The organism is Geobacter sp. FeAm09 (assembly GCF_008330225.1).
Taxonomy (GTDB): domain Bacteria; phylum Desulfobacterota; class Desulfuromonadia; order Geobacterales; family Pseudopelobacteraceae; genus Oryzomonas.
Genome location: NZ_CP042466.1, coordinates 2,778,243 through 2,805,048, shown reverse-complemented (window position 1 = coordinate 2,805,048; position 26,806 = coordinate 2,778,243). Strand labels below are relative to the sequence as shown.

Annotated in this window: 24 protein-coding genes and 2 pseudogenes; 12 read left to right on the top strand and 14 right to left on the bottom strand. The window is 63.3% G+C overall.

The window, feature by feature from the left end; genetic code table 11:
* Window positions 1–458: 458 nt before the first annotated feature.
* The 9 genes from FO488_RS13120 (at window position 459) to purT (ending at window position 10,775) form a co-directional block, all read left to right on the top strand.
* Window positions 459–1,958 (top strand): FAD-dependent oxidoreductase, encoded by a 1,500-nt coding sequence (locus FO488_RS13120; RefSeq protein ID WP_149210970.1) that lies wholly within the window; start codon window positions 459–461, stop codon window positions 1,956–1,958.
* 69 nt (window positions 1,959–2,027) lie between these two features.
* Complete coding sequence (locus tag FO488_RS13115) at window positions 2,028–2,372, top strand: cytochrome c3 family protein (protein WP_149210969.1); 345 nt, start codon at window positions 2,028–2,030, stop codon at window positions 2,370–2,372.
* 250 nt (window positions 2,373–2,622) lie between these two features.
* The gene (locus FO488_RS13110) at window positions 2,623–3,174 is read left to right on the top strand and encodes a chromate transporter (RefSeq protein WP_149210968.1); all 552 of its coding nucleotides are present in this window, start codon (window positions 2,623–2,625) and stop codon (window positions 3,172–3,174) included.
* Window positions 3,171–3,692, top strand: a complete 522-nt coding sequence (locus FO488_RS13105) for a chromate transporter (protein ID WP_149210967.1) — start codon at window positions 3,171–3,173, stop codon at window positions 3,690–3,692. Before FO488_RS13110 ends, FO488_RS13105 begins: the two co-directional genes overlap by 4 nt.
* Before the next feature lie 90 nt (window positions 3,693–3,782).
* The gene (gene lptF, locus FO488_RS13100; protein WP_149210966.1) at window positions 3,783–4,940 is read left to right on the top strand and encodes an LPS export ABC transporter permease LptF; all 1,158 of its coding nucleotides are present in this window, start codon (window positions 3,783–3,785) and stop codon (window positions 4,938–4,940) included.
* Entirely contained in the window at window positions 4,937–6,016 is a 1,080-nt protein-coding gene (gene lptG, locus FO488_RS13095) for an LPS export ABC transporter permease LptG (RefSeq protein WP_149210965.1), read from the top strand. The genes lptF and lptG overlap by 4 nt, the downstream gene beginning before the upstream one ends.
* 102 nt (window positions 6,017–6,118) lie before the next feature.
* Window positions 6,119–7,030, top strand: a complete 912-nt coding sequence (locus tag FO488_RS13090) for an IPT/TIG domain-containing protein (protein WP_149210964.1) — start codon at window positions 6,119–6,121, stop codon at window positions 7,028–7,030.
* A gap of 80 nt (window positions 7,031–7,110) precedes the next feature.
* Entirely contained in the window at window positions 7,111–9,447 is a 2,337-nt protein-coding gene (locus FO488_RS13085) for a histidine kinase N-terminal 7TM domain-containing protein (RefSeq protein ID WP_149210963.1), read from the top strand.
* A gap of 143 nt (window positions 9,448–9,590) precedes the next feature.
* Window positions 9,591–10,775 (top strand): formate-dependent phosphoribosylglycinamide formyltransferase, encoded by a 1,185-nt coding sequence (purT, locus tag FO488_RS13080; RefSeq protein ID WP_149210962.1) that lies wholly within the window; start codon window positions 9,591–9,593, stop codon window positions 10,773–10,775.
* A gap of 253 nt (window positions 10,776–11,028) precedes the next feature.
* Here the strand turns inward: purT and FO488_RS13075 are convergent, their stop codons facing one another.
* The 9 genes and pseudogenes from FO488_RS13075 to FO488_RS13050 all read right to left on the bottom strand — a co-directional run bounded on the left by FO488_RS13075 (window position 11,029) and on the right by FO488_RS13050 (window position 20,191).
* Window positions 11,029–11,424, bottom strand: a complete 396-nt coding sequence (locus tag FO488_RS13075; protein WP_149210961.1) for a response regulator — start codon at window positions 11,422–11,424, stop codon at window positions 11,029–11,031.
* A 1-nt stretch (window position 11,425) separates the two neighbouring features.
* Window positions 11,426–12,694 carry an ATP-binding protein gene (locus tag FO488_RS13070; RefSeq protein WP_149210960.1) on the bottom strand — a complete coding sequence of 423 codons (1,269 nt, stop codon included), beginning with the start codon at window positions 12,692–12,694 and terminating at the stop codon, window positions 11,426–11,428.
* 154 nt (window positions 12,695–12,848) lie between these two features.
* Complete coding sequence (locus tag FO488_RS20085) at window positions 12,849–13,703, bottom strand: PAS domain-containing protein (RefSeq protein WP_240732273.1); 855 nt, start codon at window positions 13,701–13,703, stop codon at window positions 12,849–12,851.
* A gap of 332 nt (window positions 13,704–14,035) precedes the next feature.
* Window positions 14,036–14,461: pseudogene (locus FO488_RS20080) on the bottom strand (protein-glutamate O-methyltransferase CheR); the annotation flags it as partial.
* Between the two features lie 191 nt (window positions 14,462–14,652).
* Window positions 14,653–15,315: pseudogene (locus FO488_RS20075) on the bottom strand (chemotaxis protein CheB); the annotation flags it as partial.
* Window positions 15,303–15,446: a hypothetical protein gene (locus tag FO488_RS20070; protein WP_240731917.1), complete on the bottom strand. Its 144-nt coding sequence runs from the start codon at window positions 15,444–15,446 to the stop codon at window positions 15,303–15,305. The pseudogene FO488_RS20075 and the gene FO488_RS20070, both read right to left, overlap by 13 nt.
* 664 nt (window positions 15,447–16,110) lie before the next feature.
* A complete protein-coding gene (locus tag FO488_RS13060) occupies window positions 16,111–18,780 on the bottom strand; it encodes an MMPL family transporter (protein WP_149210959.1) in 2,670 nt (889 codons plus the stop codon).
* An 84-nt stretch (window positions 18,781–18,864) separates the two neighbouring features.
* Window positions 18,865–19,155 carry a DUF2917 domain-containing protein gene (locus FO488_RS13055; RefSeq protein WP_149210958.1) on the bottom strand — a complete coding sequence of 97 codons (291 nt, stop codon included), beginning with the start codon at window positions 19,153–19,155 and terminating at the stop codon, window positions 18,865–18,867.
* Between the two features lie 22 nt (window positions 19,156–19,177).
* A complete protein-coding gene (locus tag FO488_RS13050; RefSeq protein ID WP_149210957.1) occupies window positions 19,178–20,191 on the bottom strand; it encodes a GlxA family transcriptional regulator in 1,014 nt (337 codons plus the stop codon).
* A gap of 141 nt (window positions 20,192–20,332) precedes the next feature.
* Here FO488_RS13050 and FO488_RS13045 point away from each other — a divergent pair, with 141 nt between their 5' ends.
* Window positions 20,333–20,971, top strand: coding sequence for a LysE/ArgO family amino acid transporter (locus FO488_RS13045; protein ID WP_149210956.1), 639 nt, complete (start codon window positions 20,333–20,335; stop codon window positions 20,969–20,971).
* Between the two features lie 31 nt (window positions 20,972–21,002).
* Here FO488_RS13045 and FO488_RS13040 read toward each other — a convergent pair whose 3' ends face one another.
* Window positions 21,003–21,737 (bottom strand): S24 family peptidase, encoded by a 735-nt coding sequence (locus FO488_RS13040; protein ID WP_149210955.1) that lies wholly within the window; start codon window positions 21,735–21,737, stop codon window positions 21,003–21,005.
* Between the two features lie 779 nt (window positions 21,738–22,516).
* On the opposite strand from FO488_RS13040, the gene FO488_RS13035 reads away from it, so the two are divergent.
* Entirely contained in the window at window positions 22,517–23,332 is an 816-nt protein-coding gene (locus FO488_RS13035) for a sensor histidine kinase (protein ID WP_168206035.1), read from the top strand.
* 67 nt (window positions 23,333–23,399) lie between these two features.
* Here the strand turns inward: FO488_RS13035 and FO488_RS19480 are convergent, their stop codons facing one another.
* The gene (locus FO488_RS19480) at window positions 23,400–23,561 is read right to left on the bottom strand and encodes a hypothetical protein (protein ID WP_168206034.1); all 162 of its coding nucleotides are present in this window, start codon (window positions 23,559–23,561) and stop codon (window positions 23,400–23,402) included.
* A 95-nt stretch (window positions 23,562–23,656) separates the two neighbouring features.
* On the opposite strand from FO488_RS19480, the gene FO488_RS13030 reads away from it, so the two are divergent.
* Window positions 23,657–24,058 carry a secondary thiamine-phosphate synthase enzyme YjbQ gene (locus FO488_RS13030; RefSeq protein ID WP_149210953.1) on the top strand — a complete coding sequence of 134 codons (402 nt, stop codon included), beginning with the start codon at window positions 23,657–23,659 and terminating at the stop codon, window positions 24,056–24,058.
* A gap of 30 nt (window positions 24,059–24,088) precedes the next feature.
* On the opposite strand, the gene FO488_RS13025 is transcribed toward FO488_RS13030, so the two are convergent.
* The 3 genes from FO488_RS13025 to FO488_RS13015 form a co-directional block, all read right to left on the bottom strand.
* Window positions 24,089–24,856 (bottom strand): slipin family protein, encoded by a 768-nt coding sequence (locus tag FO488_RS13025; RefSeq protein WP_149210952.1) that lies wholly within the window; start codon window positions 24,854–24,856, stop codon window positions 24,089–24,091.
* An 80-nt stretch (window positions 24,857–24,936) separates the two neighbouring features.
* The gene (locus FO488_RS13020) at window positions 24,937–26,214 is read right to left on the bottom strand and encodes a nodulation protein NfeD (RefSeq protein ID WP_149210951.1); all 1,278 of its coding nucleotides are present in this window, start codon (window positions 26,212–26,214) and stop codon (window positions 24,937–24,939) included.
* 143 nt (window positions 26,215–26,357) lie between these two features.
* On the bottom strand, window positions 26,358–26,774 hold the full coding sequence (locus FO488_RS13015; RefSeq protein ID WP_149210950.1) for a hypothetical protein: 417 nt from the start codon (window positions 26,772–26,774) through the stop codon (window positions 26,358–26,360).
* Window positions 26,775–26,806: the final 32 nt, after the last annotated feature.

The window sequence follows — 26,806 nt, the reverse complement described above, 5'->3', positions numbered from 1 at the left end:
CGCGCCTCAAATTACCACATGCGGCACTATTTAGCTACTATTGCGGAATGCGACAATTAAATTGTCGTAATTGGCAGTTTAATTGTCGCTTGAATGCAACAAACTGTTTTTGCATCGTTTTATTCGACGGCACGCTCCTTGCGCATGCTCCGTTGCCGTCCGGAATCCGGAGTGGCGCGGGGTGGTGTTGTCGTTCCCCGTAAGGCCAGGGTAAAAAACGGATTCGGCACGGAGGCTGTTGGTACGGACACCATCAAGGAAAGGAGGCCGGAAATTCGGCAGAACGGCTGGCATGACGTCGATGCCGTTTTGCGCTGGTGCGAACCGCACCGGTTTGGCCGGGCTGCCAAGCCGCCTGTCCCGGCTTCGCGGAAGTCTGCCGCGAAGGTCACGGAAAGGGGCTGGCCCGGAGGAGGGTAACCAATGAAAATGATGGAAAAATTGTCGTGGAGGGAAAAATGAACAGAACGTTTGCCGTAGTATGTACTTTGCTGGCGGCGCTTGTCGCGTGGGCACCGGCGGCATTTGCCGAAAAAAGGCTGGAGGCCGATGTTGTGGTCGTGGGTGGGGGCGCTTCGGGAATCACCGCGGCGTATGCCGTGGCCCAGGCCGGCGCCAAAAGCGTCATCGTTCTCGAAAAACAGCCGTCAACCGGCGGCACCGGAAAGTTTTCGGAAGGGATTTTTGCCGCGGACAGCAAGATCCAGCAGGAGAGGAACATTGTCCTCAACAGGGATGACGCTTTCAAGATGATCATGAACTACAGCCATTGGCGGGCCAATGCCAAGCTCGTCAGGGCCTTTGTGGACAAATCGCCGACCACCGTCGAGTGGCTGCAGGCGCAGGGGGTCGAATTCACGGAGCTGACCGCCAACTACCCCGGCGGACTGCAGTCCTGGCACATCTTCAAGGGACGCGGCAAATCGATGCTGGAGACGCTCAAGGCGAAATTCCCCCAGATGAACGTCAAGGTGCTGAGCGAAACCGCCGGTAAGGAACTGATCATGAAAGACGGCCGGGTTGCCGGTGTCGTTTCCGAGGACGCCACGGGCGAGAAGATCGTCATCAGCGCCAAGGCAGTTATCGTCGGTACGGGCGGGTTCCTCAACAACAAGGAGATGATGAAGAAGTACACCCGGTTCCCCGACCAGGTGCCGGTGGGCAATGTGGGCAAGACCGGCGACGGCATCCGGATGATGATCGCCGCCGGGGCGGACACGGAAGGGATGGAAGTCGTGCAGTCGTACCGGCCGGGCCTGCCGGGAGAGCCGACCACCTCCCAGCTCGTGGCGACCGTCCGCCAGCCCTACCTCTGGGTGGACAGGAAGGGGGAGCGTTTCTGCGACGAAATGGTTATCTTCCAGTGGCCTTTTGCCGGCAATGCCCTGGAACGCGCCGGCGGCACCATGTTTGCCGTGTACGATGCCGAGACCAAGCGGTACATGATGGAAGAGGGGCTTGATGTGGGGGTCGGCGTCATGGTGCCCGTCAAGACCAAGCTGACCAACCTGGACAAGGAGCTTGAGGGCGGCATCAGGAAGGGCGTCGCCTTTTCGGCCGACACCGTCGAAGGCCTTGCCAAGAAGATAGGGGCGGATGCGGCGACCCTGAAAGCGACCATCGAGCGCTATAACACCTTTGCCGACAAAAAGCATGACGGCGAATTCGCCAAGGACCCCAAGTATCTCCAGCCGGTGAAGAAGGGACCTTTCTATGCGGTGAAGGCATACCCCGCGGCCCTCGGAACCCTGGGAGGGGCCAAGGTCACCAAGGATATGCAGGTGGTCAGTACCAAAGGGCCGGTTATCCCCGGGCTTTACGCCGTCGGGAATGACGCCGGCGGCATGTACGGCGACAGCTACGACCTGCTGATGGCGGGGAGCACCATCGGGTTTGCCGTCAACACGGGCCGCATGGCCGCAGAGCATGCGGCCGGGTACATCAAATCAGTTGAATAATCACTAAAAACCGTGGAGTTGGGCACGACCGCGCGCTGTGCCCAACTCCCCACAGTTCAGGGGAGAGACATGCACTACGTTCGTTTTTTCGTGTTGGTAACGCTTGCCTTATCCGTTCCCTGTATTTCAGGGGCCGTCACCATAAATAAAAAGCATCTGGACAACGGGATCAAATGCAGTGATTGCCATGAAGAGGCCGCTCCGCAAAGAGCCGCCAAAAGTGCCGCGTGCATCGCCTGCCATACCGAGGCTCCCGGTTCGGTCAAAACGTATCTCGATCAGGGGAACCAGCGCTCGGTGAACATGCACGCCTCCCATGAGGGCATGGTGAGGTGTACGCTGTGCCATGGCATTCATAAAGAATCACGGTTGTATTGCAACGACTGCCACAAGTTCGAAGCCAAGGTCCCTTGATCAACTTCACTTCGCCACACGGCGGGTACTAATCGAACTCGTGGCAACCGGTTCAACAGCGTACCGCTCCGGGCGCGCAACCGCCTGCGGTGGCGGCGCTCCCCCTCCCTCGCTTCGGCCTGCTGCCCCGTGCCTCCTCTCCCTGCTCCCCACCGTCGAACGTCCTGTATGAATTTATATTGACAGCGCGTGGCGGAATGGTATTCAACAAGGTGTGGGGAGATGACGGCACCGGTAACCTGGGGGGCACATGGAGCACCGCCGCGAAATCAGCCATAGGGAGCTTTTCTGGGGGTTCACCCGGATCGCCCTGTCCGGGTTCGGCGGCGTCATGGCGTGGGCCCGGCGCGCCATCGTCGAGGAGCGGGGGTGGCTCTCCTCCGAAGAATTCACCTCCCTGTTCGGCCTGTGCCAGTTCATGCCCGGGCCGAACATCGTCAATCTCTCGGTCTGCATCGGGGCCCGCTTTCAGGGGGCCAGCGGCGCCGTCGTCTCGCTGCTCGGCCTGTTGCTGGCCCCGTTCGGCATCATCATCGCGCTTGGGGCGCTCTACGGCCGGTTCGGGGAGTTGCCCGCGATCCAGGCCATGCTGCGCGGCATCGCCGCCGTCGCAGCCGGCCTGATCCTGGCCATGGGGGTGCGCATGGCTGCCGACCTCCGGAAACGGCCGCTCCTGCTGGTTTTCAGCGCCGCGATCCTGGGAGCGGTGGTCTTCCTCCACTGGCCACTGCTGGCGGTGATGGCTGGCCTGGCCCCCTTCAGCATGTGGCTTGCGGCACGCCGCTACTACAGGGCGCCATGAACATCATCGTCGAGATCGTACTCCAGTTCGGGATGCTCTCCCTGGTCGCCTTTGGCGGGGCCGGGGCGGTGCTGCCCGAGCTGCACCGCCTGGCGGTGGTGACCCACCACTGGATGAGCGACGCCACCTTTGCGCATCTGGTGGCCATCTCCCAGGCCACGCCGGGGCCCAACGCGATCATCGTCACCCTGATCGGCTGGCATGTGGCGGGACTGGCCGGCGCCCTGGCCGCCACGATAGCCATGTGCGGCCCGTCGAGCCTTTTGATCTACGTTCTCATGCGCTTTTGGGAAAAGATCCACGGCACGCGCTGGCAGCTCGTCATCCAGGCCGGCATCGCGCCCCTGGCCATCGGCCTGGTGCTGGCGAGCGGCTGCATCATCACCCGCGGAGCCGATACAAGCCGGGGGGCATACGCCCTCACGGCGGCGACCGTGCTGGTCGTCCTGAACACCCGGCGGAACCCGCTCTGGCTGATCGGGGCCGGCGCGCTGCTGGGGCTGGCCGGCGCCGTCTGAGGCCGGCCGGACGCTCACCCCGTTTTTGCTCTCTCTTTTCTTCCCGCCTCCCTTTACACCTGCCCGCGGCTCATGTATCATCGTGCCATCATGAAGCGCATCTTAAGCCTCTACATAATCCGCGAGATCGCCTCGCTCTTCCTGCTCGGCATTGCGGTCTTCACCCTGATCCTGCTGATGGGGAGGCTGATCAAGCTGACGGATCTGGTCATCTCCCGCGGCGTCCCCATGGCGGATATCAGCCGGATGATCCTGTACCTGATGCCCTCGTTCCTGGTGTTCACGATCCCCATGGCCTTTCTGCTGGCGGTGTTGCTGGCCTTTGGCCGCCTCTCGGCCGATAACGAGATCACGGTGATGAAATCCGGCGGGCTCAGCCTGGTGCAGATCATGCCACCAGTGGTGCTGTGCGGGATGGTTGCCGTGCTGTTGACCCTTGCCGCCAGCACCGTCGGGGTTCCCTGGGGCAACAGCGCCTTCAAGCGCATCAGTTTCGAGATGCTGAAGCAGAACGTGGCCGTGACCATCCGCGAGAAGGTGTTCTGGGACGAGATCCCGGGCATCATCCTTTACACCGACCAGTACGACGAGCAGAACCACACCCTCAAGGGGGTCATCATCCACGATGGCCGTGACCAGGCGCGCCCCATGACCATCTTCGCCGCTACCGGGAATGTGGGCTGTACGCCCAACCAGCAGGATATCTGTTTGGTGCTCAACAACGGCAGCATCCACGCGGCGGGCAAGGGGGACGGGTACCGGCTGGTCCATTTCGGCGAGTACGCCATGACCGTGGCCGGTCCCGGCAAAGGTGGGGGCATCGGCCGCAACGAGACGGATATGGGGATCGGCGAGCTGCGGCAGCAGATCGCCGATCCGGCCACGCCCCAGGCGACCCGCCTCAAGATGGCGGCCGAACTCCAGAGCCGTTTCGCTTTCCCGTTCGCCTCCCTGGTCTTTGCCGTGGTGGCGGTGCCGCTGGGCATCCAGAATCGCCGTTCGGGCAAATCCGCCGGGTTCTCCCTGAGCATCGCCATTCTTTTGGCCTATTACGTGCTGCTGTCGCTTCTGCGAACCCTGGCGGAGCGGGGAACCGTGCCGGCTGAACTGGCACTCTGGCTCCCCAACGTGATCTTCCTGGCCGCGGGGTGGTATTTCCTGAAGATGGCGTCCCTGGAACGCAGCATCCTGAGCGCGGCCCAGGATGCGCTCCTGGCCCTGATCGGGAAGAGGAGCGCCGTTCGATGACGATCCTCTCCCGTTACATAGCGGTTGCCTGGTTGCGCCTTCTGGCCCTCTGCCTGGGCAGTTTCGTGGCCGTCTACCTGGTGCTGGACATGATGGACAAGATCCCGCGCTTCATCCGCGCCGGCGGCTCGGCGGCTGACATCCTCCGTTTTTTCGTCTGGAAGCTGCCGGAGATGGTGGGACAGACCGCCTCGTTCGCTATCCTGATGGCGACCCTGCTGACCCTGGGGATGTTCTCCCGCAACAGCGAGATCATCGCCATGCGCAGTTGCGGCATCAGCCTGCTGCGCATCGCGTTCCCCATGCTGTTCCTGGGGCTGGCGGCCAGCTTTGCGCTGCTCTTGAACGCCGAACTGGTGGTGCCCGGCAGCTACGAGCGCATGGAGAAGATCGAGCGGGTCGATATCCGGAAGCAGGGGGTCAATGCGGTGTTCCGGCGCAACAATATCTGGTTCCGTTCCGACAACCAGATCCTTCAGGCCCGCCTGTTCGATCCCCAGGCCAGGGTGCTGCGGGGGATAACCCTCTGGAAGCTGGACGGTTCCATGAACCCCACCAGCCGTATGGATGCCGACTCGGCCGAATACCATGACGGCCGCTGGACCCTGCAGGACGTGGTGACGAAGGATTTCAGCCGGGGGCGCGGCTATGCCGCCCAGCGGACCGGCAGCATGGATGTGGCCCTGAATCTGAAACTGGACGATCTGCGCGTCCTGGACAACAATGCCGACAACCTGAGCTACCGGAAGCTCAGGGAATATGCCGACAACCTGCAAAACGGCGGTTACCAGGCCTTTCGCTACCTGACCATGATGCACACCAAGCTTTCCGGGCCGTTCGCCGCCTTTGTGATGGTCATCCTGGGCATTCCCTTCGCCTTCAGGAACAGCCGTTCGGGCGGCGCCGCCCTCGGGGTCGGGGCCAGCATCGGCATCGGCTTCGCCTATTTTGTGGTGAACGCCATGCTGCTCTCCTACGGGCGCAGCGGGGTTCTGCCGCCTCTGGTCGCGGCCTGGGGGGCCAATATCATCTTCAGCCTGGGCGGGGCATGGCTGGCCATGACCGTGAGGAATTGAGCCCGATCGAGCACACATGCCGGCCGGATGCGCCAGACGCCCCGGCGGTTTCCCTTTGACGGGCGACGCACCCTGTCGCCGAAAGCAACAAGGAGGCCGAACATGAAGAGCATTGCCGCTGTCCTGATCGTCGCGACGTTCTGCCTGGCAGGGAATACGCCGCCATTGGCGGCCGAACGGCCGCAGCGCGTGGTGAAGCCTGCGGCCTCCGCCCCGGACACGTCACCCGCCATCCTCAGCATCATCCCGGCCCAGGCGGAACCGGGCGGCAGGGTGACCATCTTCGGCGCCAATTTCGGCGAGCAGATCTCGGCGTTCCTCGGCAGTGTGGAGATCCCGGCCAAGGTGACCGACGGCAGACAGCTCGAGTTCATCGTCCCGCCGCTGGATACGGGATTGTACGCCCTGTACCTCAAGCGGGGCGACGGTGTTGTGGGGCGGGCCTACAACTTCTCCGTACTCCCGCTGCGCCCGGTGCTGCTCGCCCTTTCCCCCGACAGGATCAGTTCCTGCGCCCAGGGGGGCGAGCGGGACGTGACCGCCGTAGGCAGGAACTTCGGCGAGTCGACGTTCCTCTTCTTCGACAATGCCTCCATCAAGAGCCGGGTGGTTTCGCCCGAGGCCATCGCCTTCCGGGTGCCCCAGGTGGCGGGGGGGCTGCATCAGGTCATGGTGAAAAATTCCCCCGAGAACGCCTCGGTGCCGCTGGCGCTGGAGATCGAGACCAAGCCGGAGATCAGCCTGGTGACCCGGGGCAACGAGTACGTGAATTATTACGAATTGCTGATCGAGGGGAAGAACTTCCAACAGAACTCGGCCCTCTACGTGGACGGCCAGCGCATCGGCGGCAGTGGCGGTCAGGATTCGGCGGCGCGGGAGAAGGTGATCTTCATCGACTGCACCAGGCTCGTCTACCAGCGTTTTCCCTATTCGCCGGTCGCCAAGGATTTCCGCCTCCAGGTGGTGAATCCGGGCAACGACGGGAGCCAGGTGGTCAACGTCAGCGCGCCGTGACCCACGGCCGTTTTCCCGTTCCCGATACCGGGAGGCGCCTCACATTGGTGCAGAAGCAGCCAAAATGATCGATTGAAATCATGACAGTACTGCGTCCTCTTCTCATAGGTTTCCTGCTGCTCTCTGCCATCGGCGATGTTTTCCTGGCCTGTTTTGCCTGGCGGCGCAACCACCTGCCGGGCGCGCCCGCTTTTGCCGCGCTCATGGCGGCAGTCGGCTGTTATTCCTTCGGGTATGCCCTGGAACTGTCCAGCGACACCCTGGAAGCCATGCTGGCCTGGAGCCGCGTCCAGTACCTGGGGATCGTGCTGATCGCGCCTTTGTGGATCATTGCCACGCTGCATTATTCCGGCAGGGGCCGCTGGCTTACCGTGCCGGTCACTGCCGGACTGTTCGTTGTGCCGCTTGTGATCCTGGTGCTGCGGACGATCCCTGCCTTTTCATGGCTCGTCTATCGCGGTGCCTGGATCAATACGGCCGCGCCGTTTCCCCTGCTGGCCTTTACGCCCGGCCCCTGGTACTGGGTCAGTACCACGTACACCAATCTGGCCATGCTGGCCGGAACCCTCCTGATCGGGGTCAAGCCAAGGTATCGCTCCACCATGTACCGCCGTCAGGATATGGTCATGCTGGTGGGGTCGCTCTTCCCCTGGTGCGCCTTCCTGGTCTACCTGGCGGGGTTCAACCCGTGGGGCATCGACCTGGTCCCCATCGCCCTGTCCCTGGCCGGTCCGCTCTACGCCTGGGGAATCCTCTCCACCCGGCTTTTCGATCTGGCCCCGGTGGCGCGGGAAACCCTTTTCGACCGTATGAGCGAACCGGTCCTGGTATTCGATAACCAGGGGCGGTTTGTGGACTGCAACCGGGCCGCTGCCCGCTTCGGCATGGAAGACCGGGTCGGCCTTCCGGTATCCCCGGCCCTGGAACATCTGCCGGGGCTGGGCGCTGTCGTGGACGGTCCGCGGGACGAGGGGGACGGCCCCCTCTGGCAGGACCGCCGCGACGGGCGTTTTTGGCAGGTCAGCGTCAGCCGTATCAGCGAAGGCAACGATGTGGACCGGGGGCGGCTGGTGGTGCTGCGGGATGTCACCGGCCTGAAGCGGGTGGTGCAGGCGTTGCGGCAGAGCGAGGAACAGTACCGTTTTGTCACGGAAAACGTCTCCGATGCGATCTGGCAGTTGGACGCCGAGTTGAGGTTTGTGTTCGTCAACGGCCATACGGATTTTCACGGCTATACCCGTGAGGAACTGATCGGCAAGCCGCTTTTTTCGCTTTTGACGCCCGAAGGGGTTGCCGAGGTCACCAGGAAACAGGCCGAACGGATGCAGATGGATGCCCAGGGAACGGCGAGCGGCGTTTTGCGTTATGAAGTCCAGATGCTCTGCAAGGATGGCGGCCATATCTGGGTTGAGGTCGATGTCACTCCCTATCGCGACGAGAATGACGCGATCATCGGGTATGTGGGCGTTACTCGCGACATCTCCGGGAGACGGGAAGCGGAGAATGCTATCCGCAAGCTCTCCACCATCGTGGAACAGAGCCCTGTTTCCATCGTCATCACCGATCGCGAGGGGACCATAGAGTACGTGAACCCCTCCTTCTGCCACCAGACCGGCTATGGACCGGACGAGGTCTGCGGCGGCAATCCGCGCATCCTCAAGGCCGGCGAGCATCCCCCGGAGTTTTACGTCGATCTGTGGCGCCGTATCCAGGGGGGCGAGGTCTGGCGCGGGGAGTTCCACAACCGGAAGAAGAACGGCGAACTGTTCTGGGAGTCCGCATCGATTTCCCCCATCCGCGACGGGTTGGGCGTGATAACCCACTACGTGGCGGTCAAGGAAGACATAACCGAAAAGAAGCTGCTGGTTGAACGCCTGCAGCAGATGGCCCATTACGACGAATTGACCGGCTTGCCCAACAGGACCCTCTTCTTCGACCGGTTCCGCCAGGCCGCCGCCCTGGCGGCCCGCGACCGTCACCGTTTCGCCCTCCTGTACCTGGATCTGGACGGCTTCAAGGAGATCAACGACGCCCATGGCCACGAAACAGGGGACCACGTTCTCAAGATCGTGGCGGATCGTCTGACCTCCTGCGTACGGGGGTCTGATACCGTGGCGCGCATGGGGGGCGACGAATTCACCCTTATCCTGGCCACCCTGTCCCAGGGCAAGGACGCGGGCCAGGTCGCCGAGCATATCATCGGCGCCCTGAGCCAGCCCTTGGTGGTGCCCGACGGTTCCCCCGTACGTCTTGGGGCGAGCATCGGTATCGGTGTCTTTCCCGATGACGCCGACAGCGCCGAAAAACTCCTGATCTGCGCCGATGTCGCCATGTACCGGGCAAAGCGCAGCGGCAAGAATACCTATTGCTTCGGCAGGGACGACACGGCGGGGGACCACCTGAAGCAAGAGGCATAAGGCCTGTCGATGGGGCCGCTTTGGCGCCCCGTGGGCGGTTTATTTACGCTTTGACATTCGCCGGGGCGTCGGGCATAGTTTCCGGCTAAAACCGCTGCTTGCGGGAAGAATCGCTACTCACGAATCTGGGAGGATTTTGCATCATGAACCTTGGAACCCCACTGAAATCGGGCGCAACCAGACTGCTCCTGCTGGGAGCGGGAGAATTGGGCAAGGAGGTCGCCATCGAGGCGCAACGTCTCGGTGTGGAGGTGATCGCCGTGGATCGCTATCCCCATGCCCCGGCCATGCAGGTGGCCCACAGAAGCCACGTCATCAGTATGCTGGACCGGGAGGCGCTGCGGCGGGTGGTGGCGGAGGAACGCCCCGACCTGATCGTGCCGGAGATCGAGGCCATCGATACCGAATTTCTGCTGGAACTGGAACAGGGGGGGCAGCGGGTGATCCCCACGGCGCGGGCGACGAACCTGACCATGAACCGGGAGGGCATCCGGCGCTTGGCCGCCGAAGAGTTGGGGCTGCCCACGGCCCGCTACGCCTTTGCGCAAAGTGCGGAAGAGTTGCGCGTCAATGCCGCGGCCATCGGCTTTCCCTGCGTGGTGAAGCCGATCATGAGTTCGTCCGGCAAGGGGCAGAGCGTGGTGCGGACCGCCGCGGAGGTGGACGCCGCCTGGCGCTACGCCATGGAGGGGGCGCGCGGCGCGTCCGATACCGCCATCATCGAGGAGTTCATCCCGTTCGACTATGAGATCACCCTGCTGACCGTCCGCCACGCCGGGGGCACCTCGTTCTGTCCCCCCATCGGCCATGTGCAGATCAAGGGGGATTACCACGAATCGTGGCAGCCCATGGCCATGTCCGCGGCGGCCCTCGCCGAGGCGAGGCGCCAGGCGGCGGCGGTCACCGGCGCCTTGGGAGGGTACGGCATCTTCGGGGTGGAACTGTTCGTTAAAGGCGATACGGTCCTGTTCAGCGAGGTGTCCCCCCGGCCCCACGACACCGGAATGGTGACCATGATCTCCCAGAACGCAAGCCAGTTCGAACTGCACGTGCGCGCCATCCTCGGGCTGCCGGTGCCCGAGATTCTCAACCTGGCCCCTTCGGCCAGCCATGTGATCCTGGCGGAGGAAAGCCGGGACAACGTGCGTTTCGAGGGGCTGACGGAGGCCCTGGACGTCCCCGGGGCCAAGCTGCGCCTGTTCGGCAAGCCGGATACCCGTCCCGGCCGTCGTATGGGGGTGGCCCTGGTCCAGGGGGCGTCCACCGACGAGGCCCGAAGCCGGGCCGAGGCCAGCGCCCACTGCGTGCGGCTGGTGTCGCTGGCGTGATGGCAGTTATTGCGCTAACGAGGTGATCTCGGGGTCGCCCCATCAACGCATGCGGGAGAAAGTGTCTTGAAGGGGCAGCCCGTGCCACGAAAGAATTGACTTGGTGCGCTCTGAAAATGTCTCATGTCGGGGGCTGGCCCCTCAGCTTTTGCGGCGTGGGAAGAATCAAACGATGCCTCCAGAATCGGATTGGACGGGGAGCGGGCAAGTGAGGCTTTCGGGTGGCATACACCCACCCTGCGGAGGACTGCTCTCAGGGCGCATCGATGCATGCCTGAATCGCAGCGAACAGCTGTTTCAGATCGACCGGCTTGACAAGGAAGTCGTGAATGCCGATAGCGTTGAACTCCTGCAAGTGCACCGTGTCACTGTAGCCGGACAGAACGATGAACTTCGTGTCCGGCTTCCGGCGCTTGATTCTCTTGGCCATCAGGGCGCCGTCGATTCCCGGCAGGTTGATGTCGGTCACCACAATGCCGGGGGAGTGCTCCCGGCAAAAATCTATCCCGGTTTCGCCATCTTCCGCGACGTAGATGGCGAAACCGGGGAATTTCCTGGCGACCATGTCGCGGAGAATCACGCCGGATGCATGGTCGTCCTCGACGATCAGGATAATCCGTGTGGGGAATGTGACGCTTCCGGCTTTCATGTCAGGCCTCGACCCTGAACTCTGCTCCCTCCGCGACGTTTCGTACGGTGATGCGCCCCCCCATGTTCTTCTCGATGATCATCTTCGATAAAAACAGGCCGATGCCGGTTCCCTTCCCGAGTTCCTTGGTGGTGAAATAGGCGTCGAAAATCCTGTCCACGATCCGGTCGTCGATGCCGCCGGCGTTGTCGGCGACGGTGAGGACGGCTTTTTCCCCCTCGGCCCAGAGCTGGATGCGTATCCGTTTGCCTGCCTCCGCCGATTCGGGGAAGGCATCCCGGGCATTCATCAGCAGGTTCAGCAGCACCTGGCCGTACTCATTGGGATAGCCGTTGATGGCGGGGGCGCCGGTGGTGCTCCGGTCGATGGCGATCCCCTGTGCCTTGAAGTGGTCCCCGACGAGGTGGAGCACCTTGGTGACAACCTCATCGACCCGGAATACCCTCTTTTCCTTGTCCGGAGCGCTGAACCAGCGAAAATCGTCGATGGTCTCCGACATGTGCCGGAGGGTCACCATCGCCTTGGCCAGGTTCTCGTTGTACTTCTCCTTGTTTATGTAGCCAAGTTCGAGAGAGAGTCCGATCTCCTGGAGCAGGAGCCCGAGGTAGTTCATCGGCTGGCGCCACTGGTGGGCGATGTTGCCGAGCATCTCCCCCATGGCCGCCAGCCGCCCCTGCTGAACCATCAGGAGCTCGTTCTGCCGCAACTCTTCCAGCGCCCGCAACCGGCCGGCCATCTCCTCCCGTTCCCGGTCGGCCGACAAGGCCAACTGGGCCGTCCGCTCGACGACCCGCTGCTCCAATTCTTCCCGTGACGTGCGGAGTGCTGCTTCCGCCTCCTTGCGTGCGGTAATGTCGATCAGCGCGACGAGGCATTCATTACCCGGACCGACGGTTGCGGCCTCGGCCTGCACGATGAGCTGCCGGCCTTTCCCCGTTTTGAGCGCCAGCTCGCACGACGCGATCCCTTGGTCCGAAAACGTCTTTGCCAGGAAGTTGGCGCAGGTTACGCGGTGCCCGTCGGCGATGAACTGGCAGAGGTGCCGCTTTACCAGGCGGGAGCGCTCCATCCCGAGCAGGACCGCTCCCGTCAGGTTGACGGAGCGGATCACCATGTCCCGGTCGATGGTGCAATAGCCGACCGGGGCGAAGTCGTACAGGAGGGCATACCGGTCCCGGGAGGCCCGCAGGTCTTCGTAGGCCTGCTGCAGATCCTCGTTCTGCAGATCAAGCTCGACCTGATGGACCTGCAGCTCGTGGAGGAGCTTCAGGGTGTCCGCCTCCGTCCCTGGGGGGGCGCCGCCGTGGCGGAACCGTCGACGAGCTTTTCGGCCTTGCGGCGGAGCCGGGGTGCCCCGGCTCCGCCGCTGGGGGGATCATTCATTGTTCCGCGCCTCCTCGTAGTGCCGGATCTGCGTCCGCAGCTCATCTTCCAACTGCTTGAAGGAGGTGATGTCGGTCGACCCCGTCGATCACGTCACCCACGGTCCGGTACGGCAGAATCCGGGCCGAGAACCAGCGGCCGTCGGTGGTGGAAACCTGTTTCTCGGAAAAGACCAGGGTCCGGAGCACCTTTTCGGCGTCGGCGGTCAACTCCGGATAGGAGAGTTCGTTGACGATGTCCGAAAGGGGGCGCCCCACGTCGCTCGGGATCAGTTTGAACAGCTTGCTGGAGGCGTTGGCGAAGCGGCGGATGTTCAGCCGGCTGTCGAGGAAGATGGTGGCGACCTCGGTGCTGTTCAGGAAGTTTCGCATGTCGTCGTTCAAGTGGGAGAGCTCGTCCACCTTGGCCTGCTGTTCGGAGTTGACCGTCTGGAGTTCCTCGTTCATCGACTGCATCTCTTCCTTGGAGGTGGTCAGCTCCTCGTTGGTCGACTGGAGCTCCTCGTTGATCGACTGGAGCTCCTCGTTGGACGCTTTCAGCTCCTCCTGGGAGGTCTGCATCTCCTCCCGGGTGGTCTGGAGTTCCTCCCGGTTGACCCGCAGGCTTTCCTGGGCCTGCTGGAGTTCCGACTCCAGTTCGGTGATCCGGGTGCTCACGGCATCCTTGGCCTTGCCGGAGCGCTTCCGGGGGATGTCCGGGCAGGTATGGACATCCCGGAAAACGACCATTACCATCCCCCGCAGCTCCGGCTCGTCCAGCTTCTGAACGACCAGGTCGATGGTCTGGCTGCCGCCGTGGGGACCGACCCGGATGTTCTGGACGACCAGCGGATCGCTCTGGTGCTGGGCCTTCTGGAAGGCGCCGAACAGCTCGACGCGAAGCCCTTCCCGGGCCATGGCGAAGAGGTTGAGATTCGCCTTCCCGACCGGCGGCTCCAGGTATTTCCCGGTCCGGGCGCTGAGGTAGATGATGTCCCCCTCGTGCGTGGCCAGCACGGCGGGGGGGAATACTTCTGCAGCAGGACCCGGTCGGCCAGGATCTGCAGATTGATGTCCGGTTTCACGGCGGGCGGTTCCTTGAAGCCCGCCGGGGCGGGGGGAAGCACGGTTGAGGGGAACGAGACCACGTTCGGCCGGTTGATGCTGTAGTCGCGCCGGAAGAGCCGCATCTTGGCGTTTAGGGGGGAGAACATGTCCGAGCTGACGCCGAGCGTCTCGGCGCTGCCGAGGAACAGCACGCCGCCGGGGTTGAGGGCGTAGTGGAAGAGCGGCAGGAGCTTCTTCTGCATCTCCACGTCCAGGTAGATCAGGAGGTTGCGGCAGACGAGGAAGTCGAGCTTGGTGAAGGGGGGGTCGGTGATGACGTTCTGGGTGGCGAAGGTGACCATTTCCCGGATCTCCTTGTTGATCCGGTACCCCTCATCCTCCTTGGTGAAAAACCGGTTGAGCCGCTCCGGCGAGACGTCGCCGGCGATGTTCGGGAGGAACATCCCGAGCCGGGCCTTGTCGATGGCGTCCCGGTCGAGGTCGGTGGCGAAGATCTGCAGGGTGTAGTGGGACTGGGGCTTGAGCTCCTCCAGCGTCTCCTTGAACACGATGGCCAGGGAATAGGCCTCTTCCCCGGTGGAGCACCCCGCCGACCAGGCCCTGAACACCCCCCGGACGGCTGTTCGGTCAGAAGCCCCGGGATGACGTCGCTCTTCAGGTGGTCCCAGGCGACCGGGTCCCGGAAGAAGCTGGTCACGCCGATCAGGAATTCCTTGAAGAGGAGGTCCAGTTCCTGGCGGTTCGCCTGGAGGAAGCGGACATAGGAGGCGATGGTGTCGATCTGGTGAATCCCCATGCGCCGTTCGATCCGGCGGTAGAGGGTGCTCTTCTTGTAGAGGGAGAAATCGTTGCCGGTCTCGGACCGCAGGAGGATGACGATCTTGTCGAGGGCGGAGAGATCCTTCTCTTCGAGCTTCACCTTCGGGACCGCACCGAGCGGGGCGTGCTGGAGGATTTCGGTGATTCTCGCGGCGAGGACCTCCGCGCGGGCCACGATATCCGCCAGGCCAAAGCTGATGGCCGAGTTCGGCATACCGCTGAATTTGGCCGATTCCGGGTCCTGCACCAGGGCGAGGCCCCCCTTCTCCTTGATCGCCCTGAGACCGAGGGTGCCGTCCGACCCCATGCCGGAGAGGATGACGCCGATGCTCCGTTCCTTGCAGTCGTCGGCCAGGGAGCGGAAGAAGTGGTCGATCGGGAGGCGCAGCCCCCGGGGCTCGGCCGCTTCGAACAGGTGGAGGACGCCGTGGAGGATCGACATCTCCCGGTTGGGGGGGATGACGTAGACGCAGCCCGGCCTGACCCGCATCCGGTCCTTGACCAGCACCACTTCCAGCTTGGTGGCCCGCTGGAGCAGTTCGGGAAGCATCCCGACGTGGTCGGGGTCGAGGTGCTGGATGACGACGAAGGCAAGGCCGCAGTTCGGCGCTACCGGCTCCAGGAACTGGGTCAGCGCCTCCAACCCCCGGCCGACGCGCCGATGGCGACGATCGGGAAGTTTGCCTCGTCGCTTTTCTGTTCCTGTCCGGGTACCGCAGCGGGTTCGACAGGGGCCGTCTTCCGGGTGCCGCTCTTCTTTCCGAGATTCTTCATATTCGGTTTCCTTGGAAGTTATTGTGCATCAAATACTAAACGGTGCGGACAGGATGTCAACTGTTGCGATATTTTCGGAGCTTACTTTGGGGGGAGTCCCTTCTCTGCAACCCCGGGTACTGGGTTCTATTCGTAAATCCACCGCAAGAGGTAAGGGCAGGACATGATGGGATTTTCCAGTCATGTGAGCAGCACGGCCAACTCACTGCCGAGAAAGGAACCCACCATGTCCTGCCGGCAATTTATACCGAAAAAGAACCATAGGGCATTGACCATGTGACAAAACTTATCATGGATGTCCCTAGTTTTCATCTGGTTTTCATCCCAAAAGGCCTCAAGTTGGAAAACCCCTCTGCCTGGAACTTTAACCTCTCGAAATTACTGCGGCGAACCGACCGCACACGATACGGAACGTTATACCATGTCCTCTCACGATCCCGCTTGCATCTCCATTTATGGCCATGACCATCATGGCCACAATGAAACGTTGCGGTGAAGCATGTCGCACGCCGTATCGAATCCCGGCCGCAGCCCATTCAGGGGGCATGTGAAGAAGGCCCGGCAACAGGAGCGGGCATCACGCACCACCAGACAAAAAGACCTCCGGGGCGTTCCACCCCGGAGGTCTTGCCATCCGCACCATTCCCGGAATGGACGGCGAGCCTTACCGCCTCCCCCACAGGGAGAGCAGCGCCGGCAGGAAGATCAGGAAGACCGCCACGCTGGCCGTCATGCCCAGGGACATGACCGCGCCGATGCTGAAGACCCCCTGGTGGTGGGCCACCATGAGGGCGCCGAAGCTGAACAGAATGGTCAGGGCGTTGAGGAACACGCCGATGCCGGCGCTGCGGGTGGCCACCTGGCCCGGGGTTTCGTTCCCCTGGCGGTAGCGGTTGATGATGTAGATGGCCGAGTCGATCCCCACCCCCAGGATCAGCGGCAGCACGATGATGTTGGCCGAATTGAAGCTGACCCCTCCCAGCCGCATCCCCCCCACCATGAACAACAGGCCCACCGCCAGCGGCAGGGCGCCCATGGCGGCGAACCGGACGCTCTTGAAGTTGATGAGCAGGATCACGGCGATGCCGAGGAAGGCATAGGCAAAGGCCCTGAGGTAGGCGTCACGCATGGTGGTCAGGGATTCGTAGACCATGACCGGCTCGCCGGTGGCGCTGGGAACGACCCCCTTGACCTGGGTGACGAATTCCTGGAGCGGCTCGTGCTCGAAGACCTCCCTCTTGGGGGCCACCTGGAGCAGCAGCACGCCGCTTTTCCCCACAAAGCGCTGCTTCAGCTGGGGCGGCACGTCCGCCTCGACGACCGGGGACGCCTCGAGGCTCTCCTTCATCATGGTCAGCTTGACCGGCAACTCGGCGAACATGCTCCCCTGAAACTCCCGGAGCATCCCCAGAGCGTTCTTGTCCTTTTCCTTCTCCAGGGTGGCGAAGAAGCCGTCCAGGGTCGTCAGGAAAGCCCCCACCGGCTTGGCCTCGGGCGCCTTTTTGGCATCCAGGGCGGCCTTCAGCTTGCCCACCCGGTCGCGGAACGCCTCGAAGACCCGGGGAAGTTCCATGACCCGCAGGTTCTCCTCGTAGGGCACCGGCCTTACCTCCGCCAGGACCTGCCGGAGCGCCGCCAGTTCCGCCAGCTTGGCCTCCTGGCCGTCCGGCACCAGGGCGGTCAGGCTGACCACGTGGTCTACACTGGGGAGCTTCTCCAGGCGTTCGGTCAACGCCTTGGCCTCTGCCCGGTCCTTGGCGGTCACCACGGCGAAATAGCCGGAGTTTTCCTTGCTGCGCATCAGCTTGTAGGCGTATTCCACCGATTGCAGCCCCTTGGCCTGGAGGTTCATCAGGTTATAGTCGAAGCGCATGGTCAGGGTCGGATAGATGCAGGCCAGGGCCAGGAGCAGGGTAGCAGCGACGACGGTCCGCGGGTTGGCGAAGAGGGCGCGGAAAAAGGGCTTTTCGGCAAGCTCCGCCGGAGCCTGTTGCGCGGGGGCGCTCGGGAGCGGCTTCCTGAACCGTTCCAGCAGGATGAGCATGGCGGGCAGCACGGTGAAGGTGGTGATGACGCAGATCACGACCCCGCCGGCGGCGATGATGCCCAGTTCGGCGATGCCCTTGAAATCGGTGAAGGCAAAGGTGGCGAAGGCCAGGGCCACGGTGGCGGCGGCCATGACGATGGAGCGGATGTTGGCCGTAAGGCCGGTTTCGATGGCCGCCATGCCGGACGAGCCGCTCCGCAACTCCTCCTGATAGCGCAGGACCACCTGGATGCCGTACTCGATCCCCAGGCCGATGAGCATGATGGCGAAGACCATGGAGAGGATGTTGAGGTGCCCCACGGCGGCGGTGGCAAAGCCGAAGGAGAGGCAGATGCCCACCATGAGGGAGACCATGGCGCTGATCACGTTCAACAGGCCGCGGAAGGCGAACAGCAGCAGGACCACGGTGAGGGAGAGGGAGAGGATGGTGGCGATCTCGATGTCCCGCTGGCTGGTGGCCATTTCCTCGTACTCGAGCACCGGCACGCCGGTCAGGCCGGCCGTGACCCCCTTGAATTCGGGGCGCTTCACCAGTTCGGCCAGGGCGGCGCGGGCCGCCTTGATCGGTTTTTCCGAGGCCACGAAGCTCCCCTCGTCCTTGACCGGCCGCATGGTGATGACCTGCTGCCTGCCGGCGCTTTCCAGGGTCGATGGCGTGCCGTCGCCCCCTCCCTTGAGGAACGCGTCCATGGACATGCCGCTCCCCTTGCCGTCAACGGCCTTGAACCCCTTGTCGAGGGTGCCCAGCATGAAGGTCAGACTCTCCAGGGCAGCCGGGTCGCCGGAGGCGAGGTAACCGTCAATCTGGCCGGTCAGGCTGGTGAAGAGCGTCTGCACCGAGGGGGAGGCGGCCAGGTCCTTCAGCACCGGGGCGGCCATGGTCAGGGTGTGGCGCAGCCGCCGGATGTCCTCCAGCGGCATGAACAACAGGCCGTTCTTGCGGAAAAAGGGGAGGCCGCCCGGGTAGAACACGTCGCGGAACAGGCCGGTCTCCCGGTTCAGGCGCTGGTAGAGCGCATCGGCGGCGCGGGTCGATTTCTCGGCGTCGTCCGACTCGATGACCGCCACGATCTCTTCCTGGTCGCCGAATTCCCGGCGATAGGCCTGGTAATCCATCTGGAAGGGGGCGTTTTTGGCCATCAGGTCGTCGCGGCCGGTGAGAAACTCCATGTTTTGTTTGGTGTAGACGACGGCAACGACGGAAAAGAACAGGGCCAGCGCCAGGATCAGGCGCGGACGCCTGGCGACGAAGGCGAACAGACGGCTCGGTTTGGGGGTATCGGACACACGGGACTCCTTGGGCAAGATTGCGACCTTTCTGAATATACCGCCCAAGGGAAAAAGTCAATCAAAGGGGGAGGGTAGGGGGGCTCAGTGCAGTTCCATGGCAATCAAGGAGGGGATGCCGAGGCCGACCTGGATGGTGGCCCGGGCCGGCCGGCCGGCGCCGGGGTATTCCAGGGAGATCGCCGCATCCTCCAGCGCCTCGATGACCACCGCGCCGGGAGCGCGTACGGCAAAGGCCTCGCCCGGTTTCAGGAAATAATCGCGCGGGTCGTCGTAGCGGGTCAGCCACACGCTTCCCCGGTCCGTACGCAGGGAACACCCCTCGGGACCGGCGGTGACCGCAATGGTTTCGCCTCGTTTCAGCAGGTAGTCCATACATGGCTCCTCGGGGTAATGGTCAGAAACGTTCGCGGTAGGCGCGGGGCGTGATCCCCAGGCAGCGCTGGAAAGTGCGCCGCAACTGCTCGGCGCTGGCGAAACCGCTCTCCCGCGCCACCGTCTCCATGGGATGATTCGTCTCCTCCAGGAGATGCTTGGCCCGTTCGATCCGTAACCGGTCCAGGTATTTCGACGGCGTCGTACCGGTTTCCCGGAGGAACACCCGGGCGAAATTGCGGGGACTCATGGCTGCCCGGTCTGCCAGGGCATCGACCGTGATATCCTGATGGGAGTTTTCCTCAAGCCAGGCCAGAAGCGGTGCCAGGGGCCCGCCCGTGACCATCTGGGAACGGAGGCGGCTGCTGAACTGGCTCTGCCCGCCCGGGCGTTTGAGGTAGAGGACGAGCCGGCGGGCGATTGCCAGGGCCAGCTTCCTGCCGTAATCCTCCTCCACCAGGGCGAGCGCCAGGTCGATCCCGGCCGTAATGCCCGCGGAGGTGGCTACGGAGCCGTCCCTGACATAGATTGCATCCGGCTCCACGGTTACTTCCGGGTACTCCCTGACCATGCGGTCCACGTCCATCCAGTGGGTCGTGGCCCGCCGCCCGTTCAGGAGACCCGCCTCCGCCAGGAGGAAAGCGCCGGTGCAGACCGATACCAGCCGCCTGGCCCGTCCCCCCATTTCTTTCAGCCAGTGGATCAACTCCCGGTTTGCCATGGTGCGGCAGAGGGGCTCGTCCGGGCTTCCCACCACGAGCAGGGTGTCGATGGGGCCGGCAATGTCGCGCCATGCCGCGTCGGCCACCAGTTGCACCCCCGCGGAGGTCGTGACGGCCCCCCGCTCCTCTGCCGCAATGATGGTCCGGTAGCCGGTGGGCGCCGCCTGCTCCCGCAGCGTCCTGTTCACCACCCCGAATACCGCGGCGGGGCCGGTGGCATCCAGGAGCTCGCACCCCTCATGGGCCACCACGACGATGGTGCGCGGTTCGCGTGCCCCGGTCTTGCTATGCTGGTCGTGATTGCGTCGATTCATGATGCGCATTTTTTCACAAAGCGGCAGAGGGCGCAATGACAACAAACAGGCATTTTCTGCCATGCGGCCCGATTGCCGGGGGACAACGGCGTTGATTAATGGTGGCGAAGTCGGTATTCTTGCGGCAGGAGCGCAGACCCCATGACCCCTGTCTTGTCCTATGAACCCCTGGTGCACGGTTTCAGCCTCGGCGCAAGCCTGATCATCGCCATCGGCAGCCAGAACGCCTTTGTCCTGCGGCAGGGGCTGCGCCGTGAGTACGTCTTTACGGTAAGCACCATCTGTTTTCTGTGCGACATGATTCTGATCGCGCTGGGGGCCGGCGGTTTCGGCACGGTCGTCGCCTCGTCGCCGCGCTTGCTCGTCTGTGCCCTGTGGGGAGGGGCCGCTTTCCTCTTCTGCTACGGCATCCGTTCCTTCTGGTCGGCGGCCAGGCCGCAGGGGCTGGCGGCCGATGGGAAAAGCACGGGGGATGGAGGGCTTGCCGCCGTGGTGGCGACCACCTTGGCCCTCAGCCTTCTGAACCCCCACGTCTATCTGGATACGGTACTGCTGTTGGGCAGCCTGGCGGCGCAATTCAGCGGACAGGCCCGGGTTCTCTTTGCCGTGGGGGCCATGACGGCATCGCTTGTCTGGTTTTACGGCATCGGCTATGGCGCCGGGGTCTGTGCGCCGCTGTTTCGCAAGCCGGTTGCCTGGCGGGTTCTCGATATTCTGGTGGGGTGCACCATGTGGGGCATCGGTGCCAGCCTGATCTGGAAAAGGGTTTTTACAGGGTAATGGTGCCGCACCACGGGCCGGGTTCTCCCGGTCAGCGCACGATGCGGCGGACGACGCGCCCGATCACCTGCAGCTTATCGGCCATCTCCGCCGGCAGCACCTCGGATTCATAGGCGCCGTTATAGCTTCTTACTGCCACCGTGCCGTCCAGTTTGATCTGGATGCGCCTCGCCAGCAACACATCCCCGTATTGCAGGACATAGACGTTGTCCGCCTCCACGTGCGTCACGCTGGTGTCGAGCAGGACCAGGTCGCCGTCGGCCAGGTAGGGCTCCATGCTGTCGCCGATCACGCTGATCAACGCCACATGGGCCGGTGAAAGCCCGAGAGACGCCGTCAGCCATTCGGCATGCAACGCCAGATAATCCACAACCTGCCTGCTCAGCCGGGCCCCCCCATGTGCGACGATCTCGCGAAGCGGCAGGATATAACTTTCGTTCAGGCGCTGCCCGTCCCGTGACGGGGGGGCGTTGCCCGCGGGATACATGGGGGCCGCGCCGCTGGCCAGCCACGCCAGGCTGACGCCGCCCGCTCGTGCTATGGCGGCCAGCCGGTCGAGGCTGGGAAAGGTGCTGCGGCGCAGATAGCTTCTCAGAACCCCTTCCGACAGACGGCAGCGGCTGCCGAAGGTGCGCAGGCTTTCCGCACCGATGACGTTCTTCAGACGTTCCGAAAAGCCCAAGAGCTCGGGGGTGGGCTCCGGTTTTTCGGGCGTTTGCGAATCGGGCGCTTTCGGTGTGTGCGATGTGTTCCCTTTTCGTCCCATTATCCCTCATTGCGTAAAAAAATAAAGATGACAAAGAAACGGCCGGCAGGCCCGGGGGCCGATGGCTGGACATAATGGTGATGATGAGGCCAGGCAGCTTCCGATGAACGTATCCGGGCCGGCCGATGCGCCGCGGCTTCTTGGTGCCGGGCAGGTTCGTTCATGAGTATATTTTTGTTGACATGCGATTAAATTTACGCAAAACTGTCGCGTCTCATTAAAACGTCGCGAGCCGGCGGGCGCTGCCGTACCGGCCGGCCGAAGACAGGTTTCCTTTTGGGTATGGAGAAGCGGGGTATGCGCCGGTGGACAGGTCATGGGCGATGTCCCTGCCCGCATGATGCACGGGTAGCGCGGTAATGGTGCGTAATTCTTCCGGCTGAAATCATGAGTCGTGTCGTCTCCTCCCATGGGGTTTGGGCGCTGCTGTCAACCCCACTACCTTGGACGTTGGCAGGGAATGGCCACGAGACAGAAATTCTAATTTAGAAAAATTATAGTATATCAACATTTGGCCGGCGATGCATACTGTTTCGTCACGATGAATACGCAAAACTGCTTAATCCGTGTCAGGTTGTCCTGCAACAACGGCAGGGAGGCCGTGTGGCGGCCCCGGTTCTTTTGAAAAACGTCGTCGGGGATGGAATGGCTCCCCTCGCGGCCGGCAGGCGCGTCTCATGCCGCTGCGGTCGCCATCGCAGGGCCACCACGGGAACGTCCGGCAAAGTCCGAATTTCACGGTCTCTTATACCAGCCGATGGCTCGTGAGAGGAATTTTCATGCCTTTGGAAACAAGGTCCCGGGACGAACTGATAGCCGAAATACACCGTCTCGAGGATGCCATAGGCCGCTTTGAGCATGAGGACCGGAACAAAGTCGAGAAGCTGAATGCCATGGAGGTGTTGGTCGGTGGGATCGCCCACGACTTCAACAACATCCTCTGCGGTATCCTGGGAAACATCTCCCTGGCACGGATGCAGCTGGAACCCTGCCACGGGGCCGCCCTGCGGCTGGAAGAGTCGGAAAAGGCGGCAGTCCGGGCCGGCGAACTGGCCCGCAAGCTGCTCGCGTTCAATTTTGGCGGAGAACTTGCGGCAAAGAAGCGGATCGCTCTCCCCCCCCTGATCCGGGATGTGGCGCTGTTCATATTGCACAGCTCCCGGATTGAGCGGGTGGTGGACGTGGCGGATGGCCTCTGGCCGGTTGAAGCGGATGGCGGACAGATCGGCCAGGCCCTGAGCAATTTGCTGATCAATGCGGTTCAGGCCATGCCCGAAGGGGGGAGGGTAGCGGTCCGGGCCGCCAACCTGCATCTGGAGTACGGGAAACCGTATCGCCTGCCTCCGGGGGATTATGTGTGGCTTGCCGTTGAGGACGAGGGCAGCGGCATCCCCCCCGAGGACCTCCAGAAGATCTTCGACCCCTATTTCACCACCAAGCCCAGCGGAACAGGCCTGGGGCTCCCCTCGGTGCTCTCCATCGTCAAAAAGCACGGAGGGGCCGTCGAGGTGTCCTCGACCGTCGGCGTGGGGAGCCGTTTCGAGATAGTTCTTCCCGCCGCCAGCGGTGGCGTGTCCCCCGGGCTGGGGGAATAGCGGGGAGGGATGGCGTCACGAAAAAGCCCGGCATACACCGGGCTTTTTTTGCGTCTTCGGTGCGTCATCACGCCTTGCGTCCCTTGCGGCCGGCCTGAATCTTGCCGTGGGGGGTGATGACATGGACATTGTGATTGCCCGCGCGGCGGATCATCATCTCATGTTTGCCGGGCATGGCCGTCTTCATTGTTTTCCGAGGCTTCGCGAACGGACCTTTGGCATCTCTCATGGCCGCCACCTCCTTTGCATTCCTCTCCATTTACAGTATAACACAATTCCAGGACCTGAAGGGTATCGGTTCCGACTCTGCGCAAGGAGGCCCGTATGCCGGCTACGGCCGAAATTTCCGTTTCGAGCGGCAGAAGAACCCAGTTCATTTCCTTAACCCGCCAGATCGCGGATCTCGTGGGGCGGAACGGATGGCAGGACGGTGTGCTCACCGTGTATGTGCCCCACACCACCGCCGGTGTGACGATCAACGAAAACGCCGACCCCGATGTGGCGCGGGACATGGAGTGGTTCAGCGACGAGTTGGTTCCCCGCCACCCTCATTTTCGCCACAGCGAGGGAAACTCCGACGCGCACATCAAGGCCAGCTTCTTCGGCTCGTCGGTGCAGGTCATCCTGCGGGGCGGCGCCCTGTGGCTCGGGACCTGGCAGGGGATCTATTTCTGCGAGTTCGACGGTCCCCGGGAACGCACGGTGTTCGTCGCCTTTTCGGGCTGACCGGCCGGCCGCGCAAGACGCGAGGGAGCATCACACCTTGTTCCCGCGCTCCAGAAACATCTTGATCAGATCGATGGGGATCGGGAAGATGGTGGTGGAGTTCTTTTCCGCAGCGATCTCGGTCAGGGTCTGGAGGTAGCGCAGTTGCAGGGCGGTCGGCTCGGCGGCCAGGGTTGTCGCCGCCTGGGCCAGTTTTTCCGACGCCTGCAACTCCCCCTCGGCGTGGATGATCTTGGCGCGGCGCTCCCGCTCCGCCTCGGCCTGCTTGGCGATGGCCCGCTGCATCTCCTGGGGCAGGTCGATGTTCTTCACCTCCACGTTGGCCACCTTGACCCCCCACGGCCCGGTATGGCGGTCGAGAATCTCCTGCAGTTCCTTGTTTATCTTCTCCCGGTTGGCCAGGAGTTCGTCCAGGTCCACCTGCCCCAGGACGCTCCGCAGGGTGGTCTGGGACAGTTGGCTGGTGGCGTACAGGTAGTTTTCCACATCCACGACCGCCCGTTGGGGTTCCATGACCCGGAAGTAGATGACCGCCGACACCTTAACCGTGACGTTGTCGTGGGTGATCACGTCCTGGGGCGGGACATCCATGACCACCGTGCGCAGGGTCACCCGCACCAGACGGTCGATGCCCGGGATGATGAAGAAGAGGCCCGGGCCCCGCACCCCGGCCAACCGGCCCAGGCGGAACAGCACGCCCCGTTCGTACTCGGGGAGGATGCGCACCGCGCTGGCAACGAACATGATGAACAGGACGGCGAGGAAAAGGACCGGGATGTAGTTGAACAGGTTGAACATGACAAACCTCCGCTTTCGTGTGAGGCGTCCGCGGGACGCCTGAAACGGCGCACGATGCGCCCCGGCGAGGCACCTGGCCCCTACGCCATCTCCCGCACCTTGAGCCGCATGCCTTCCACCGCCACCACTGCGACCCTGGTGCCGGCGGCAATCGGCCGGTCGCTCCAGGCATCCCAATACTCGCCGTCGATAAAAACCTTCCCCTCGGGGGCGATGGCACTCTCGGCCCGCCCCTCCCTCCCCAGCAGCCCTTCCACGCCGGTGGCCGGTTTCAAACGATGGACGCGCAGCGCCTTGGCAACGGCCACCGAGAAGAATCCGGCCGTGAAGAGCACGGTCACCAGGATCACGCTCCAGGAAACCCGCAGGTAGGGCGCCGGGGATTCGAACAGGAGCAGCGAGCCGAACACCATGGCGATGATCCCTCCCACCGTCAGCATGCCGTGGGAGACGACCTTGATCTCGGCGATAAAAAGCACCAGCGCCAGCAGGATGAGCAGGGCGCCGGCATAGTTGACCGGCAGCGTTTGAAAGGCGAAGAAGGCCAGGATCAGGGAGATCCCCCCGATCACCCCGGGCAGGATCACCCCCGGATTGGACAGCTCGAAGAACAGGCCCAGCATGCCGAGCATCATCAGGACATAGGCCACGTTGGGGTTGCTGATGGCGTTCAGTATCCGCTCTCCCGACCTCATCCCGGCCGAAACCGTTTCAGCCCCGGACAGGCGCAGGGGCACCTCCCGGCCGTCCCGCACGATGCTGCGTCCCTCCATCTGGTGCAGCAGGTCGGCCCGGTCCCGGGCGACCAGGTCGATAACCTTGCCGGCCAGGGCCTTTTCCGCGCTCAGGGAGATGCTCTCCCGCACCATCCTGCGCGCCAGGGTCTCGTCGCGGCTCCGTTTGCGGGCGATCCCCTCCGCATAGGCCTCGGCGTCGTTGACCACCTTTTCCGCCATGGTCTTGTCGGGCTTTTCGCCCAGGGAGACCGGGTGGGCCGCGCCGATATTGGTGCCGGGGGCCATGGCGCACACATCCGCCGCCAGGCAGATGATGGCGCCGGCCGATGCGGCCCGGGCGCCGGAGGGCGCCACATAGACCGCCAGCGGCACCGGGCTGGCAAAGATGTCCTTGACGATCTCCCGCATGGCCTTATCCAGGCCTCCGGGGGTGTCCAGTTCCACCAGCACCAGGCTGTCGCCGCTCCGGGCCGCCTCATTCAGGGTGCGCTGGAGAAACTGGGCCGTCACCGGGGTGATCGGGTCGTGGATGGTTACGACCCGCACCCTGGCCCGTTCGGCTGCCGGGGCGATTGCCCATGCCAGCAGCAGGCACAGGCAGATGCAGAGGCCGAGGCGCATAGGCCCTCCTTTCTCTTCTATCGTTAGTATACCCCATTATGGCGCTGGCGGAAGGTCGGCAGGGGAAAGTAAGCACGGAGGCGGGCGGAAACGGCAGTGGCCCGCGGGAGGGGCCAGGGGATGGGAGGTGCTGGGGGGAGATTCTACAGGTGCAGTTCCGGCTTGAGATGGGCGGGGGTGAAACTGGCGGCGATCCGCCACCCCTTGCTCCCGTTCAGGACCGGTGAGAGCTTGCAGGCGATGTAGCCGATCAGTTGTGCTTCCTTTGGCAGTTCCGTGGCGATCCTGACAATACGGAAAGCCACCAGGTCCCCGACCTCCGGGTAGCCCGGAGCGTCGGCCATGGTGCAGCCCCAGATCTCCATCCCGTCGGGCCCGGCCAGGCGCAGGCGAAAACAGCGTTCCCCCTCGCCGCCGCGCCGTCCCGTTCCGATCACCAGGGCCGGGATCAGCGCATTCAGCAGCAGGCGATACCCCATGGTGCAGGCATGGGCAAAGGCGGCGCCATTATCCGGGAAATTCACCGGGGGCTCTTCTTTTCTGCGAAACCAATTGAACATGGCCTCACTCCTCGCCGCCTCGATCCTGCCCC

Bases quoted from the DNA above. Each gene is read 5' to 3' on its own strand.
- FO488_RS13120 (WP_149210970.1), top strand. From the start codon at position 459: ATGAACAGAACGTTTGCCGTAGTATGTACTTTGCTGGCGGCGCTTGTC.
- FO488_RS13115 (WP_149210969.1), top strand. From the start codon at position 2,028: ATGCACTACGTTCGTTTTTTCGTGTTGGTAACGCTTGCCTTATCCGTT.
- FO488_RS13110 (WP_149210968.1), top strand. From the start codon at position 2,623: ATGGAGCACCGCCGCGAAATCAGCCATAGGGAGCTTTTCTGGGGGTTC.
- FO488_RS13105 (WP_149210967.1), top strand. From the start codon at position 3,171: ATGAACATCATCGTCGAGATCGTACTCCAGTTCGGGATGCTCTCCCTG.
- lptF (WP_149210966.1), top strand. From the start codon at position 3,783: ATGAAGCGCATCTTAAGCCTCTACATAATCCGCGAGATCGCCTCGCTC.
- lptG (WP_149210965.1), top strand. From the start codon at position 4,937: ATGACGATCCTCTCCCGTTACATAGCGGTTGCCTGGTTGCGCCTTCTG.
- FO488_RS13090 (WP_149210964.1), top strand. From the start codon at position 6,119: ATGAAGAGCATTGCCGCTGTCCTGATCGTCGCGACGTTCTGCCTGGCA.
- FO488_RS13085 (WP_149210963.1), top strand. From the start codon at position 7,111: ATGACAGTACTGCGTCCTCTTCTCATAGGTTTCCTGCTGCTCTCTGCC.
- purT (WP_149210962.1), top strand. From the start codon at position 9,591: ATGAACCTTGGAACCCCACTGAAATCGGGCGCAACCAGACTGCTCCTG.
- FO488_RS13075 (WP_149210961.1), bottom strand. From the start codon at position 11,424: ATGAAAGCCGGAAGCGTCACATTCCCCACACGGATTATCCTGATCGTC.
- FO488_RS20085 (WP_240732273.1), bottom strand. From the start codon at position 13,703: ATGGCCCGGGAAGGGCTTCGCGTCGAGCTGTTCGGCGCCTTCCAGAAG.
- FO488_RS20070 (WP_240731917.1), bottom strand. From the start codon at position 15,446: ATGAAGAATCTCGGAAAGAAGAGCGGCACCCGGAAGACGGCCCCTGTC.
- FO488_RS13055 (WP_149210958.1), bottom strand. From the start codon at position 19,155: ATGGACTACCTGCTGAAACGAGGCGAAACCATTGCGGTCACCGCCGGT.
- FO488_RS13050 (WP_149210957.1), bottom strand. From the start codon at position 20,191: ATGAATCGACGCAATCACGACCAGCATAGCAAGACCGGGGCACGCGAA.
- FO488_RS13045 (WP_149210956.1), top strand. From the start codon at position 20,333: ATGACCCCTGTCTTGTCCTATGAACCCCTGGTGCACGGTTTCAGCCTC.
- FO488_RS13040 (WP_149210955.1), bottom strand. From the start codon at position 21,737: ATGGGACGAAAAGGGAACACATCGCACACACCGAAAGCGCCCGATTCG.
- FO488_RS13035 (WP_168206035.1), top strand. From the start codon at position 22,517: ATGCCTTTGGAAACAAGGTCCCGGGACGAACTGATAGCCGAAATACAC.
- FO488_RS19480 (WP_168206034.1), bottom strand. From the start codon at position 23,561: ATGAGAGATGCCAAAGGTCCGTTCGCGAAGCCTCGGAAAACAATGAAG.
- FO488_RS13030 (WP_149210953.1), top strand. From the start codon at position 23,657: ATGCCGGCTACGGCCGAAATTTCCGTTTCGAGCGGCAGAAGAACCCAG.
- FO488_RS13025 (WP_149210952.1), bottom strand. From the start codon at position 24,856: ATGTTCAACCTGTTCAACTACATCCCGGTCCTTTTCCTCGCCGTCCTG.
- FO488_RS13020 (WP_149210951.1), bottom strand. From the start codon at position 26,214: ATGCGCCTCGGCCTCTGCATCTGCCTGTGCCTGCTGCTGGCATGGGCA.
- FO488_RS13015 (WP_149210950.1), bottom strand. From the start codon at position 26,774: ATGTTCAATTGGTTTCGCAGAAAAGAAGAGCCCCCGGTGAATTTCCCG.